Genomic DNA, 14096 nt, shown 5'->3' with positions numbered 1-14096 from the left:
CTCGTCGTGGTCGGTCGGTGTCTGGGGCGTGCCGCGGAGGTGCACTAGTCTGAGCGCCGTGAGCGGACTGACCAGCATGCTAGTACCCCTGCGGACCCTGCCGGGCTTCCCGACGGTGGAGAACCCGTCGCTGCTGTCGGAGCTGGTGCTCTTCCTCGGCCTGCCGCTGGTCGTGGTGGCGGTCATCTACCTGCTCGGCTACCTGAGCCGGCTGATCCGCCGCGGGCGCGGCGAGACCGGCCCGGAGATCCAGCACCCGCTCAGCATCTACGGCCTGGAGACCCCCGAGCAGTACGAGCAGCTGGTCACCGGCCGCAGCGGCGCCCGGGCGCTGGAGCGCTGAGGCGGCCTGCGCCCGCGTCCCGGCCGGCAGCCGGGACCGCTCAGCCCCGCCCGGCCACGGCCGTCCACGGGTCCGTCCGCACCCGTGAGACGACGACCTCCGGGCCGTCGGCGCCCAGCTCGTCGCGCAGCACCCCGGCGAGCACCGGCAGCCAGGTGGCCTCGGCCGCGGAGTGCGCCACGTCGACCAGCACCGGCGCGCCCTCGTGCTGCAGCAGCTCGCTCGTGGGGTGGTGGCGCAGGTCGGAGGTGAGGTAGGCGTCCACGCCGGCCGCCCGGGCGGCGTCGAGGTAGGAGTCGCCCGCCCCGCCGACGAGCGCCACCCGCCGCACCGCCCGCTGCGGGTCCCCGGCCAGCCGCACCCCGGCCACGGTGGGCGGCAGCGCGGCCGCCACCTGCTCCAGCCACTCCCCGGCGGGGACGGCCACCGGCAGCCGTCCCACCCGTCCCACCCCGGTGGTGGGGGAGCCCGGCGCGGGCACCAGTGGCTCGCAGTCCAGCAGGCCCAGCGCGTCGGCCAGGGCCTGGGAGACGCCGTCGACCGCGACGTCGGCGTTGGTGTGGGCGGTGAAGACCGCCACCTGCGCCCGGACCGCCTCGACCACCAGCCGTCCCTTCGGGTGCTCGACGACCACCGACTGCAGGCCCCGCAGCAGCAGCGGGTGGTGGGCCACCACCAGCTCCGCGCCCAGCGACCGCGCCTCGGCCAGCACCTCGTCGACCACGTCGACGGTGAGCAGCACCCGGCGGACCGGCGCGGACCGGTCGCCGACCACCAGCCCGACCGCGTCCCAGGACTCCGCGGTGGCCGGCGGGTAGCGCCGCTCCAGCACCGCCACGACGTCGGCCACCGTGCAGCTCACGCCGCCGGCTCCCGGTCGCGCTGCTGGCAGCGCAGCGCCCGGCGGGCGTCGTCCAGGCGCTCGCTGAGGATGCGCCGCACCGGCTCGCTCAGCTGGCGCTCCGACATCCAGGCGGTGATCCGCTGCACCAGCTGCTCGTCGGCCAGCGGGGTGGGGAAGAGGTGCTCGACGACGTTGTTCTGCAGCGACAGCCCCTTGGTCGCCCACACCCCGCGGGCGGCGGAGATGTCGGCGCAGGCGTCGAGGTAGCGGTCGACCCAGGGGGCGGTCAGCTCCTCCTGGCCGAACTGCCAGAAGCGGATGCAGATCTGGTACTGGGTCTCGTTGGGCACCTCGGGGTCGTCGACGGCGTGCGCCCAGGCGGCGGCCTTCGCCTCGGCCGAGGGACGGGCCGCCCGGGCACCCGCCGCCCGCTCGGCCCCGGCGATGGTGTTGTCGCGCTGCAGCTCGGCGCTGATCTCCGCCTCGTCCGCCCGTCCCAGCCGGGCCAGGTGGGTGGTCAGCAGCCAGCGCAGCTCGGTGTCCACGGCCAGTCCGGCAGGCACCTCCTCGCCGTCCAGCCAGCCCCGCAGCAGGTCGGCGCCGGCGTCGGTGGTGACCGAGCGGGCCAGCGCCTGGGCCAGCGCCAGCTGGTGGTCCGAGGCCGGCTCGGCCGAGGCCAGCAGCGCGGCCAGACCCGAGGTGAAGCGGCGCGCCAGCGTGTCGCGGTGCTCCGGCGCGGTGTAGAGGTTCACCGCGGTCTGTGCCTGGCCGAGGGTGCGCTGCACCGCGGACAGGTCCGACTCCACGCCGACCCCGCGCAGCACCAGCTCGACGTAGTCGGCGGCCGGCAGCTCGGCGTCGCGGCACATGTCCCAGGCCGCACCCCAGCAGATGGCGCGGGCCAGCGGGCTGTCGAGGTGGTGGACGTGCTCCACCAGGGTCTGCTGGGACCGCTCGTCCAGACGCACCTTGGCGTAGGTGAGGTCGTCGTCGTTGAGGAGCACCAGGTCGGGGCGCACCCGCCCGACCAGCTCGGCGACCTCGGTGCGGGGGCCGCTGACGTCGACCTCCACCCGGTCGGTGCGGGTCAGCACGTCGCCCTGCAGCCGGTACAGGCCGACCGCCAGCCGGTGGTCGCGCAGCGTCGGGAACTGCTCGGTCGCCTCCTGCACCACGGTGAAGGAGGTGAAGCGTCCCTCCTCGTCGGTGTCGAACTCCGCCCGCAGCGTGTTGACCCCCGAGGTCTCCAGCCACTGCCGCGACCAGTCGCCGAGGTCGCGCCCCGAGGCCTCGGTCAGCTCCGAGAGCAGGTCGCCCAACTGGGTGCTGCCGAAGGCGTGCTCGGCGAAGTAGGCCCGCACCCCGGTCAGGAACTGCTCCAGGCCGACGAAGGCCACCAGCTGCCGCAGCGCGGAGGCACCCTTGGCGTAGGTGATGCCGTCGAAGTTCAGCTCGACCGCCTCGAGGTCGACCATGTCGGCGGCGACCGGGTGGGTGGAGGGCAGCTGGTCCTGGCGGTAGGCCCAGATCTTGCGGCTGTTGCAGAAGGTGGCCCACGGCGTCACCGGGTCGCGGATCTCGGCCAGCGCGAAGTGGCTGGCCCACTCGGCGAAGGACTCGTTGAGCCACAGGTCGTCCCACCACCGCATGGTCACCAGGTCGCCGAACCACATGTGGGCCAGCTCGTGCAGGATCGTGTTGTCGCGGGAGTCGTGGGCGGCCTGGGTGACCCGGGAGCGGAACAGGTACTCGTCGCGCAGGGTCACGCAGCCCGCGTTCTCCATCGCGCCCATGTTGTACTCGGGGACGAAGGCCTGGTCGTAGGTGCCGAAGGGGTAGGGGGTGCCGAAGTTCTCCTCGAACACCGCGAACCCGGCCCGGGTGATCTCCAGGATCCGCTCGGTGTCCAGGTGGGGGACCACCGAGCGGCGGCACAGCAGCGACAGCGGGACGTCCCCGTGCGGACCGGTGTAGCGGTCGGTGACGCGGTGGTAGTGCCCGGCCACCAGGGCGGTGATGTAGGTCGAGATCCGCAGCGTCGGCGTGAAGTCCCAGCGGGCGAGCCCGTCGGGCAGCGGCTCGGGCTCCGCGGCCGGCGCGTTGGAGACCACGGTCCAGTCGCCGGGGGCGATCACCGACAGCTCGAAGGTGGCCTTGAGGTCGGGCTGCTCGAAGCAGGCGTACATCCGCCGCGCCTCGGCCACCTCGAACTGGGTGTAGAGGTAGACCGCCTGGTCGGCCGGGTCGACGAAGCGGTGCAGGCCCAGCCCCGAGCGGCTGTAGCGGTGCAGGGCCACCACGGTCAGCTCGTGGTCGCCCTCGGTGAGCTCCAGGGGCAGCCGCGAGGCGGCGAACGTGCTGGTGTCCAGTCTCGCGCCGTCGAGCGTGGCCGAGTACAGGTGGTCGGCGATGGCGTCGACGTGGGTGCTGCCCGCGCCGGAGGTGAACCGCACCGTGGACGTCGTCACGAACCCCTGCTCGGGTGCGGCGAGCGGGTTGCCCGCGGGGTCCCGCCCCGACAGGTCGACCAGGACCTGGTAGGCGTCGGTGCTGAGCAGCGCCGAGCGCTGGGCCGCCTCGTCGCGGGTGAGGTTGTCGGGAAACACGCAGCGTCCACCTTCGGCCGGATTCACGGGCGCGGCGGTACCGGCCGCCGCGTCCGCGTGACGTTACACGAAGGTCACCGCGCCGCCCCCGCCGAAGCCCGTGGGCGCCCGGGGCCCGGCTGGAGCCGGCCGGGGCCGACACTAGGCTGCGGCCATGGCTGACACCGACGTGAAGACGGTCGACCTCTGGTTCGACCCGCAGTGCCCCTGGGCGTGGATGACCTCGCGCTGGATGCTCGAGGTCGAGAAGGTGCGCGACGTGCGCACCGTCTTCCACGTGATGAGCCTCGCCGTGCTCAACGAGGACAAGGACGTCCCGGAGGGCTACCGCACGATGCTGGCCGGCGCCTGGGCCGCGGTCCGGGTCTGCATCGGGGTGGAGGAGCAGTACGGCTCGGAGAAGCTGCGCGACTTCTACACCGCCATCGGGACGCTGATCCACCCCGGCGGGCGCCCCAACGACCGCGAGACCATCGAGCAGGCGCTGCGCGACGTCGACCTGCCCGTCGAGCTGGCCGACCTGGGCGACACCGACGCCAACGACGACAAGCTGCGGGCCTCCCACCACGAGGGCATGGACCCGGTCGGCTCGGAGGTGGGCACCCCGGTGGTGCGGATCAACGGCAGGTCGCTGTTCGGCCCGGTGATCTCGCCGGCGCCCAAGGGCGAGGAGGCCGGTCTGCTGTTCGACGGCGTCGAGAAGGTGACGGCCTACCCGGGCTTCTTCGAGCTCAAGCGGACCCGCGACGTGGGGCCGATCTTCGACTGACATCCCCGGGCCGGGCAGCGGACCGGACGCACGGACGGGCGGGTCAGCCGGCCCGCCCGACCGAGGCGGTGACGAACGCCTGCCAGGTCGGCTCGTCGCCGACCAGGTCGCCGTCGCCGCCGAGCCGGGCCAGCGTCGGCGCCACCTCGTCGAGGGCCAGCACCTGCTCGACGCTCGCGCGGGTGGCGCCGTCCCACCGGCCGCTGAGTGCGGTCGGGACACCCCACACCTCGGCGCACACCGCCTGGACCGTGCGGGTCTGCACCGGTGAGCGCCCGGTGAAGCGGGCCTGCGCCGACCCCGAGCGGCCGTTGTCGACGTGGACGTGGTTGCGGTGGGCGTCGTCGAAGAGCGCGGTCAGCACGTCGGCGAAGTGCAGGCTGAGCCCGGCCGCCAGCTGCCAGTAGCGGCGCCGGGCGGGCGGCTGCTGCTCCGGCGGCAGCCGGTCGATCCGGTCCATCCGGGCGTGCACCTGGACGGCGCCGTCGCGGCGCAGCGCGGTGACGTCGAAGGCGCGGCCGGCGTGGTGCCAGGAGCTGCAGTCCCCGGAGCCGTCGATCCAGGTGCCGAAGGTGACGAGCTCGTCGGGAGCGGGCAGCCCGCTGTGCTCGACCCACCACGCCAGCCAGGTGTCCAGCCGCGCGGCGAAGCCCGGCTCGAGCCAGAACGCCTGCCGGCGCCCGTTCTCCTCGTAGGCCAGCGGGACGCCGCCGACCTCGTCGCGGCGTGACAGCTGGCTGCGGGCCACGCAGGTGGGGCGCTCCCGCGACGTGGTCCCCGGAGCAGCCACCCCGCACCCGGCCACGACCGGGCCGGCGGCCAGCGAGCCGAGGGTGATCGCCGTGGTGGTGAGCAGGGTCCGCCGGGTGGGCACGGTCCGCCACGCTACCGAGTCGATCCGAACCGCAGCGGCCTGCCAGACTGCAGCCATGCGCGTCCACATCGCCACCGACCACGCCGCCTTCGACGTCAAGCAGGACCTGCTCGCCCGGCTCGCCGGAGCCGGCTACGAGGTCGTCGACCACGGGGCCGCCGAGCTGGACCCGGCCGACGACTACCCGGAGTTCATCATCCCCTGCGCCGAGGCCGTGGTGGCCGACGCCGGCTCGCTGGGCATCGTGCTGGGCGGCTCCGGGAACGGCGAGCAGATCGCGGCCAACAAGGTGACCGGGGTGCGGGCCGCGCTGGCCTGGAACCCCGAGCTGGCCCGGCTGGCCCGCCAGCACAACAACGCCAACGTGGTCTCGGTCGGCGGTCGGATGCACACGCCGGAGGAGACCTGGGAGATCGTGCGCACCTTCCTCGACACCGCCTTCCCGGGCGAGGAGCGCCACGCCCGCCGGATCGCGATGATCGACGCCTACGAGGCCAGCGGCAAGATCGCGCCGTCGGCCTGAACCGGCGGCCCTGACGGGAGGCCGCAGCGTGAGCGCCCCGACGACCTGGGGACGGTTCGCCGTCGTCGTCGACGACGGCGCCGTGGTGCTGCTCGACGGCGGCCGCGAGCTGCTGCGCTGCACCCTGCGGCCGCAGCTGGACGGCGTGCTGCTGCCGGTGCAGGACGTCAGCACGGCGCCGGACGAGGTCGAGCTGGGCGGGGCCGGGCAGGGGCTGCGCTGGCGGGTCCGGCACGCCTTCTCCGACGCCTGGCACACCCGGGTGCTGCTGCAGGGCGAGCGGCCGGGGGTGGCGGTGGAGTCGCTGGTGTGGCGGCTGGGGACCGACCGGGCGGCCTGGTGCTGGGGCTCGGGGGTGCACGGGCTGCTGGCGGTGCTCGGCCCGGAGCCGGAGCTGCTGGTGACCCGCCCGCTGCGTGCCACCCTGCGGACCGGCGGCGAGCTCGGCCCGCTGCAGCCCGGCCCCGACGGCACCACCGTCACCCTGCGGACGCGGTGGGAGACCCGGGCGGAGGTGGCCGGCGCCCTGCCGGCGTGGCTGCCCGTGCTGGAGCGCCGGCTCGAGGACCCGCTGGAGCTGGAGCACCCCGACGCCGGCATCGTGCACCCCGAGGAGCTGGAGGTCTCCTCGACGGGACCGCTGACCCAGCTGGTGGCCAGCCGTCCCGGCTGCTGGCCGGTGAGCCTGCACGGCCCCGAGGGGGAGACCGTGCTCGAGCCGTGCTGGGCCTCCGACGTGGAGGAGGTGGTGGCCGCCCGCGCGGCCGAGCTGGTCCGCGAGGCGCCCCGGCGGCAGGGCGTGCCGGTGCTGACCGATCCCGCCTCGGTGCTGGTGCTGGCCCGCGGTGGGGTGGGGGCCGAGCGGGACGAGGCGGTCGCCCGCGCGCTGGCCGAGCCGGCCGGCGCCGGCTCGCCGTGGTCGGTGCTGCTGGCGGTCGAGGAGCACCAGCGCTCGGGCGCCGCGGAGCACCTGGCCCGGGCGGTGCAGCTGCTGCCGGAGCTCACCCGAGGGGCGGGCGCACCCACGGCCGCGATGGCGGTGCTGGTCGCCCTGGCCACCTCCGGCGCGGACCCGTCGCCGGCCGCGGCCGCGCTGGCCCGGACGGCCGGGTCGGCGGACACGGAGCTGCTGCTGGAGCTGGAGCTGCTGGGTGGCCGGCTCGGGCCGGCGTCGACCCGGACGGCCGCCGCGCTGGTCGACCGCCTCGGGGCGGGGCTGCCCGGCGGCCCGCTCGCGGTCGACCCGCGCACGACGGCCCGCGAGGTCACGCTGCTGCGCTGGCTGCCCGACGAGGCGGCGCGCGCCCTGGATGGGCGGCTGCTGGGCGGGTCCTCGCTGTCGGAGCTGGTGCAGCGCACCGAGCGCCGGCTGCTGGCCGGCGACCCCTCGACGGAGGCGCTGGCCTGGCTGGGCACCACCGTGCTGGACCGGTGACCCGCCGCTCGTCGTCGCGGGGGTGCGATGCTGGGGCGGTGCCGCCCACCTCCACGTCCCCCGTCCTCGCGGGCCACGCCGTGCACCTGCTCGAGTCGCCCGGCGAGGGGCCGCTGGTGCTGTTCACCGGCGGTGCCGGGATCGTCGCCGACTACTGGACGGCCGTCACCGAGCTGCTGCCCGGCGTGCACTGGGCCGCGCTGGACCGGCCGGGCCTGGGCGGCACCCCCTGGCCGGGGACGCTGCCCACGCTGGCCGAGAGCGTGACGCTGCTGGCGGAGGTCGTCCGCACCCTGGGAGCGCCGGCGGTGCTGGTCGCCCAGTCGATGGCGGGCTACCACGTCGAGGCCCTGGCCCGCCGGCACCCCGAGCTGGTCGCCGGGCTGGTGCTGGTCGACTCCAGCGTCAGCTTCTACACCTCGCCGCCGCGGGAGCTCCCGGTGGCGCTGCCGAGGACGGTGCACCGGCTCGCCCGGCGGCGGGCGCTGCGGGCGCTCGGCGGGCTGCTGCACCAGGTGGGGGCCTCGACCCTGGTCCGCGACCCCGCGCAGGTGCTGCGGACCCCCGCCCTGCGCCACCCCTACACCGACGCGGACGCGCTGGCGGCGGTGGTGGCCGAGTACTGCAGCTGGAGCGGTCAGGGCTGGGACCTGCTCGGCGTCCGCTCCGCCCACCCGTTCCCCGACGTGCCCGTCGTGGTGCTCAGCGCCAGCTCGACCGGCGGGCGGGACTGGCTGGCCAAGCAGCACCGGCTGGCCCGGATGCTGCATGCCCGCCAGGTGGTCACCGACGAGGGCAAGCACCTGCTGATGATCGACCAGCCCGAGATGGTCGCCGAGGCGGTCGAGTCGGTGCGCCGGCAGGTGGCACGGGGCTGAGTCCCGCCCGGGGGCAGCAGCGCCACCGCCGGGGGAGCAGCGGGGCCAGGGGGAGCTGCGCGGGCGGGTTGTGGCCGGCGCGCGACGGCGTGCCAGAGTGTCCTCGAACCACGTCCACCGAGGAGGACCATGCCCCAGGCAGCTGCCTACGCCACCCCGTCCGCCGGCGCCCCCTTCGCCGCCACCACCATCACCCGCCGCGAGCCCGGTCCCACCGAGGTGCTGGTCGACATCGCCTGGGCCGGCATCTGCCACTCCGACATCCACACCGCGCGCGAGGAGTGGGGGAAGGCGCACTTCCCGCTGGTGCCCGGGCACGAGATCGCCGGCACCGTCGCCCAGGTGGGCCCGGAGGTGACCAAGTTCGCCGTGGGAGACCGCATCGGCGTGGGCGTCTTCGTGGACTCCTGCCGCGAGTGCCCCGAGTGCCGCAGCGGGAACGAGCAGTACTGCAGCGGCGGCGGCATGGTCGGCACCTACAACGCGAAGGGCCGCGACGGTCGCTGGAACGACGGCGGCTACTCCACCGCCATCACCGTCGAGCAGGACTACGCCCTGCGGATCCCCGAGGGCATCGACCTGGCCGAGGCCGCGCCGCTGCTGTGCGCCGGGATCACCCTGTACTCCCCGCTGCGGCACTGGGGCGCCGGCCCGGGCAAGAAGGTCGCGATCGTCGGCATGGGCGGCCTGGGCCACATGGGCGTCAAGCTCGCCGCCGCCATGGGGGCCGAGGTCACCGTGCTGAGCCAGACGCTGTCCAAGAAGGAGGACGGCGAGCGCTTCGGGGCCACCCACTACCACGCCACCAGCGACCCCGAGACGTTCCGCGCCCTGGCCCGGTCCTTCGACCTCATCATCAGCACCGTCTCCGCCGACCTCGACATGAACGCCTTCCTGGGACTGCTCAAGGTCGACGGCACCCTGGTCAACGTCGGGCTGCCGGAGAACCCGCTCAGCGTCCGGGCCGGCGCGCTGGCCGGGGCCCGGCGCAGCCTCGCGGGATCCAACATCGGCGGGATCGCCGAGACCCAGGAGATGCTCGACTTCTGCGCCGAGCACGGCCTGGGCGCCACGGTCGAGAAGATCAGCGGCGACGAGATCACCGCGGCCTACGACCGGGTCGTGGCCAGCGACGTCCGCTACCGGTTCGTGATCGACACCAGCACCTTCCCCGCGGTGTCCTGAGACCGGCGCACACCCACGTCCTGGTGCTGCCCGGCGGCGGCTGGGCGCACCTGGCCCCGCACGAGACCGAGCCCGTGGCCGCCCTGGCTGCACGGGCTCGGTCTGGGCGCGGGCGTGCTCCGCTACCCGGTCAGGACCCGGCACCCCGGGCGGGACGACAGACCACCCTCCTCCGCACCCGGGTACGCCGCCAGCCACCGCGACCACCGCTCCGAGCTCACCGGCTCCGCACAGACGTCGCAGGCTCTTCGCCGTGTGACGGAACCTCCTCACCCGAGCCAGGCGCCAGCCCGGCACGCGGGACGACCAGCGTCAGCCGACCCGGTCCACGTCGCCGCCCTGCGCCCGTCCCGCCGCCAGCTGGTGCAGCAGCGCCGCCGCACCCGGGTGCCGCTCGGCGATCTCCGCGGCGATCTGCACCCACTCCTCGGCCGGTGCCACGCTGAGCAGCTGCTGCTGCAGGGCCGCGGGCTCGGTCGTCGGCGCGGTGGTCGCCCAGGAGTCCTGCGAGGCGGCGATCCGCGCGACCTCCTCCGCGGCCTGCGCGGGCGACGTCCGGCCCGCGGCGACGTCGGCGGCGAGCCGGCGCAGCTGGACCAGGCGGGCGTGGGCGAGCGGGCTGCCGATCTTGACCCGTCGTCCGGCGACCAGGTGGGACAGCATCGGGGTGGACAGACCGAGCACCCGGGCGACCGCCGTCTGGTTGATCCCCAGCGTGTCGCAGATCCCGGCGACCAGGCTGGCCAGCGGCTCGCCGTACAGCTCCTCCTGGCGTCGGCGGTTGGCCGCCTGCTCCGACATGCTGTCCCCGTCCCCGACCAGTATTGACAATCGGAAACAATGGCTGTTTCCTATCGGACAGTAGCCCATTCGACCCGAGGATGACCACCGTGCGACGTCCCGCTGCTGCCGCCCTCTCGCTGATCGTCACCACCGCCGTGCTGCTGCTCCCGGCGGCACCCGCGCACGCCGACGAGCCCGGCCGGCTGCTGCTGGTGATGGACTCCTCGGGCTCCATGGCCGAGCCCGCCGGCGACGGCCGCACCAAGATCGAAGCCGCCAAGACCGCCCTCGGCGAGGTGATCGACACCCTCCCCGACGACGCCGAGGTGGGGATGCGGGTGTACGGCTCGGAGGTCTTCGACCGCTCCGACCCCGGGGCCTGCGAGGACAGCCGGCTGGCGGTGGAGATCGGCACCGACAACCGCGAGGAGCTGCGGGCGGAGGTCGAGCGCTACCAGCCCTACGGCGAGACGCCGATCGCCTACGCCCTGGAGCGGGCGGCCGAGGACGTCGGCGACAGCGGTCAGCGCTCCATCCTGCTGGTCTCCGACGGCGAGGAGACCTGCGTCCCCGACCCCTGCCCGGTGGCCGAGCGGATCGCCGCCGCGGGGATCGACCTGCGGATCGACGTGGTCGGCCTGCGGGTCGGCGGCAAGGCCCGTGAACAGCTGACCTGCATCGCCGACCGCGGCCGCGGCACCTACTACGACGCCGAGGACACCGACGAGCTCACCCAGACCCTCCGCCAGGTGCAGGAACGGGCGGTGGACGAGCTGGAGGTCAACGGCCGGCCGGTGCAGGGCACGGTGCAGGCGGCCGACGCCCCGGCGATCGGGCCGGGCAGCTGGGTGGACGAGGCGGGCGAGGGTGAGGAGCCGCGGCACTACCGGATCGAGCGGCGGATCCCCGGTTCGACGCTGTGGGCGGGGGTGTTCATGCGCCCGGAGACGGGGACGACCCAGCTCGACGTCGACCTGCTGACCACCGCCGGTGAGCGCTGCGGGTCGGGCACCGCCCAGGTGCTCACCAGGTACGGCGGCGAGCGGGGGTGGCTGCTTGCCGACGCCCTGGCGTCCGAGGACGACGAGGAGTGCGCCGAGGGGGACCTGCTGCTGCGCGTGGCCCACTCCGGGTTCGGTGACCCGGTGTCCGGCCAGCCCTACCAGCTGGTCGTGGTCGAGGAGCCGCCGGCGGAGCAGACCGGCGCCCGGGCCGACGACCGGCCGGCCTGGCGGGACCTCGGCGAGGGCCCGCGGCAGCAGGTGCAGGGCGGCAGCTCGATGGACGACGCCCCCGAGGTGGGCGAGGGCACCGTCACCGCGGACATCGTCCCCGGGGAGATCCAGTTCTTCCGGGTGCCGTTGGACTTCGGCCAGCGCCTGCAGGCCCGGGCCGTGCTGCCCGAGGCGACCGACTACGCCCCTGGGCACCGCTTCCTCCACGTCCAGGTGCTCAGCCCGGTGGCCGGGGACGCCGACGAGGGCGGTCCCACCGACCCGCCGGACGGCCAGACCGGCGCGGTGAGCGGCGGCGGAGCAGCTCAGGCGTCGGCCGGCACGCCGACCGTGCTCTGGGCCAACCGCAGCAGCGTCCTCACCGAGAACGCCGCGCTCGCGGGGGACTACCTGGTGGCGGTGTCCTACACCGACGACGACAACCGGCCCACCAGGGAGCAACGACCCCTCGAGCTGCAGCTGGGGGTGTTCGGCGAGGCCGGGGACGGCGCGCCGACCTACCGCTCCAGCGACCCGACGCCCACGCCCTCGGCCTCGGCCACACCGTCCACCCCGTCGGCGCCCGCACCGTCCGAGCCGGCGCCGAGCAGCACCACGGCGGCCGACCAGGACCAGCCCGACGAGCCGGACCAGGACGGACCGGGGCGTGGCTGGCTGCTCGGCGGCGCCGCTGCGGGAGTCGTGCTCTTCGGCGGTCTCGGGGTGCTGACCTGGCGGTTGCTCCGGCGCGGCTGACCGTGCCGTCCGGCGCACCGGGCGGTCAGCGCAGCAGGGCGAGGAGCAGCAGCACCGCGGACAGCCCGGCCAGCACGAAGCTCACCACCATCACCCCGCGCAGCAGCTGCCGCCGGACCGCCGGTCGGCCCTGGTCGGGTGGGGTCGGCCCGGCCGGTCGCTGGTCGACCACGCCCGGCTGCGTCGCGTCGGGGTGCTGGGTCGGGCCCGGGTCGTCGGGCTCCTCCAGCTCGGCGACCTGGTCGAACACCTCGGGTGGATCGGGCCACTGCTGCCAGACCGGGCCGGCCGGCAGCAGACGTCGCCGCCGCAGCTCCTCCCGGGCGTCCGCGGCCGAGGACGGCCGCCGGGCCGGGTCGTCGCTGCTGAGCCACTGCAGGAAGGGCCAGAGCCCACCGGCACCCGGTGCCGCTCCGGGCTGGTCGCCCGGCAGCTGGCCGGGCGGCAGCCCGGTGAGCAGGCAGCGCCCCAGGACGCCGACGGCGAACAGGTCCTGCCGCGGGTCGGGCTCGGCACCGCGCGCCTGCTCGGGTGCCATGAACCCCAAGGTGCCCAGCGACTGCCCGACGACGGTGCACCGAGGTTCTCCCACCACGGCGGCGATGCCGAAGTCGCCGATCCGCACGCAGGGCCAACCGGTGCCGGTCGGCTCGAGCAGCACGTTGGCCGGCTTGAGGTCGCGGTGCACCACCCCGTGCCGGTGGATCTCGGCCAGGCCGTCGAGCAGCTGGTCCACCAGCACCGCCACGTACGGCTCCGGCAGCGGCCCGTGGTCGCGGGACAGCGTCTGCAGCGAGCCACCCCGGACCAGCGGCATCGACATCACCACGTGGTCGTCGTCGGCGGACCATCCCTGCGGGCTGACGACGTGGCGGTGGTGCACCCGCAGGCCCTGCTCGCGGACGAACCGCAGCACCGCCGACGCCTCGGACCCGCGCAGGACCTTCGCGGCCACGTCCACCCCGAGCTTGTGGTCGCGGGCCAGCCACACCGTGCCCATCCCGCCCTCGGCGATCACCCGCCGCAGCTCGTAGCGCGACGGTACGGCCTCGACCATGGCAGCAGACTAGTGTCCCCGTCCCGGCACCGGCCGTCGTCGCGCGCCGGTCACGTCCTGGCCGCAAGGCTGCCCGGCGTCGTCGTCATGCACGTCGCGCAGCGGCAGGCACTCGAGGAGCCAGCGACGTCCGTCACCCGCCCCGTCATCGACACCAGCACCTTCCGCGTGGTCTCCTCATCCGGTGGAGACCCATGTCCTGGTGCTGCCCGGCGGCGGCTACGCCCACCTGGCCCCGCACGAGGCCGAGCCCGTCGCCGGGTGGCTGCACACGCTCGGGCTGGCCGCCAGCGTGCTGCGCTACCCGGTCAGGACCCGGCACCCCGGGCCGTTGCAGGCGGTCCGCCGGGCCGTCGCCGACGCCCGTCGGGCGGGCGCGACCCGGGTGGGGGTGCTGGGGTTCTCCGCCGGCGGGCACGCCGCCGGCATGGCGGCCTACGCGCCGGGAGCAGCGGCCGGGGAGCGTCCCGACTTCGCGCTGCTCTGCTACCCGGTGGTCTCGATGGTCACCGACACCCACGCCGGCTCGCGGCAGGAGCTGCTCGGCGCCGACGCCGACGAGGAGCTGCGGGCGGCGACCAGCCTGGAGCGGCTGGTCACCGCCGACGCCCCGCCGACGTTCGTCTGGCACACCGCCGCCGACGAGCTCGTCCCGGTGGAGCACAGCTACCGGCTGGCCGGGGCACTGGCCGCGGCCGGCGTGCCGCACGAGCTGCACGTCTTCCCCGACGGCGTCCACGGCTTCGGCCTGGCCGGGGGCGAGCCGGGCGCCGGGAGCTGGACCGCGCTGGCCGCCGACTGGCTGACGCGCCTGCACTGAGCGGGACTG

13 protein-coding genes are annotated in these 14096 nt (G+C 75.1%); 8 read left to right on the top strand and 5 right to left on the bottom strand.

What is annotated here, in order from left to right; all coding sequences use genetic code 11:
• The first annotated feature begins 58 nt into the window (after window positions 1–58).
• On the top strand, window positions 59–343 hold the full coding sequence (locus GC722_RS16800; RefSeq protein WP_156611898.1) for a hypothetical protein: 285 nt from the start codon (window positions 59–61) through the stop codon (window positions 341–343).
• A gap of 40 nt (window positions 344–383) precedes the next feature.
• Here GC722_RS16800 and GC722_RS16795 read toward each other — a convergent pair whose 3' ends face one another.
• Both GC722_RS16795 and pepN read right to left on the bottom strand, forming a co-directional pair.
• Window positions 384–1205 carry a Nif3-like dinuclear metal center hexameric protein gene (locus GC722_RS16795; RefSeq protein ID WP_331714993.1) on the bottom strand — a complete coding sequence of 274 codons (822 nt, stop codon included), beginning with the start codon at window positions 1203–1205 and terminating at the stop codon, window positions 384–386.
• Window positions 1202–3793 (bottom strand): aminopeptidase N, encoded by a 2592-nt coding sequence (gene pepN / locus GC722_RS16790; RefSeq protein WP_331714992.1) that lies wholly within the window; start codon window positions 3791–3793, stop codon window positions 1202–1204. Before pepN ends, GC722_RS16795 begins: the two co-directional genes overlap by 4 nt.
• Window positions 3794–3947: 154 nt before the next feature.
• Between pepN and GC722_RS16785 the strand changes: the two genes are divergently transcribed.
• Window positions 3948–4562: a mycothiol-dependent nitroreductase Rv2466c family protein gene (locus GC722_RS16785; RefSeq protein ID WP_156611897.1), complete on the top strand. Its 615-nt coding sequence runs from the start codon at window positions 3948–3950 to the stop codon at window positions 4560–4562.
• A gap of 43 nt (window positions 4563–4605) precedes the next feature.
• On the opposite strand, the gene GC722_RS16780 is transcribed toward GC722_RS16785, so the two are convergent.
• Entirely contained in the window at window positions 4606–5436 is an 831-nt protein-coding gene (locus GC722_RS16780) for a hypothetical protein (protein WP_156611896.1), read from the bottom strand.
• Window positions 5437–5491: 55 nt separating this feature from the next.
• Between GC722_RS16780 and GC722_RS16775 the strand changes: the two genes are divergently transcribed.
• The 4 genes from GC722_RS16775 to GC722_RS16765 all read left to right on the top strand — a co-directional run bounded on the left by GC722_RS16775 (window position 5492) and on the right by GC722_RS16765 (window position 9457).
• A complete protein-coding gene (locus GC722_RS16775; RefSeq protein WP_156611895.1) occupies window positions 5492–5959 on the top strand; it encodes a ribose-5-phosphate isomerase in 468 nt (155 codons plus the stop codon).
• A 28-nt stretch (window positions 5960–5987) separates the two neighbouring features.
• Window positions 5988–7394 (top strand): hypothetical protein, encoded by a 1407-nt coding sequence (locus GC722_RS17930; RefSeq protein ID WP_197430239.1) that lies wholly within the window; start codon window positions 5988–5990, stop codon window positions 7392–7394.
• A 38-nt stretch (window positions 7395–7432) separates the two neighbouring features.
• Window positions 7433–8272, top strand: coding sequence for an alpha/beta fold hydrolase (locus GC722_RS17925; RefSeq protein WP_197430238.1), 840 nt, complete (start codon window positions 7433–7435; stop codon window positions 8270–8272).
• A 129-nt stretch (window positions 8273–8401) separates the two neighbouring features.
• Window positions 8402–9457, top strand: a complete 1056-nt coding sequence (locus tag GC722_RS16765) for an NAD(P)-dependent alcohol dehydrogenase (RefSeq protein WP_156611893.1) — start codon at window positions 8402–8404, stop codon at window positions 9455–9457.
• 312 nt (window positions 9458–9769) lie between these two features.
• Here GC722_RS16765 and GC722_RS16760 read toward each other — a convergent pair whose 3' ends face one another.
• A complete protein-coding gene (locus GC722_RS16760) occupies window positions 9770–10258 on the bottom strand; it encodes a DNA-binding protein (RefSeq protein WP_156611892.1) in 489 nt (162 codons plus the stop codon).
• Between the two features lie 89 nt (window positions 10259–10347).
• Between GC722_RS16760 and GC722_RS16755 the strand changes: the two genes are divergently transcribed.
• Window positions 10348–12210: a vWA domain-containing protein gene (locus GC722_RS16755; protein ID WP_197430237.1), complete on the top strand. Its 1863-nt coding sequence runs from the start codon at window positions 10348–10350 to the stop codon at window positions 12208–12210.
• Window positions 12211–12235: 25 nt separating this feature from the next.
• Here the strand turns inward: GC722_RS16755 and GC722_RS16750 are convergent, their stop codons facing one another.
• Window positions 12236–13267, bottom strand: coding sequence for a serine/threonine-protein kinase (locus tag GC722_RS16750; protein ID WP_156611890.1), 1032 nt, complete (start codon window positions 13265–13267; stop codon window positions 12236–12238).
• 184 nt (window positions 13268–13451) lie between these two features.
• On the opposite strand from GC722_RS16750, the gene GC722_RS16745 reads away from it, so the two are divergent.
• On the top strand, window positions 13452–14087 hold the full coding sequence (locus GC722_RS16745; RefSeq protein ID WP_197430236.1) for an alpha/beta hydrolase: 636 nt from the start codon (window positions 13452–13454) through the stop codon (window positions 14085–14087).
• Window positions 14088–14096 lie beyond the last annotated feature (9 nt).

Origin of the sequence: Auraticoccus cholistanensis (genome assembly GCF_009742705.1) — a bacterium.
Classification (GTDB): Bacteria; Actinomycetota; Actinomycetes; order Propionibacteriales; family Propionibacteriaceae; genus Auraticoccus; species Auraticoccus cholistanensis.
This window is presented reverse-complemented; position numbering and strand designations above follow the sequence as displayed.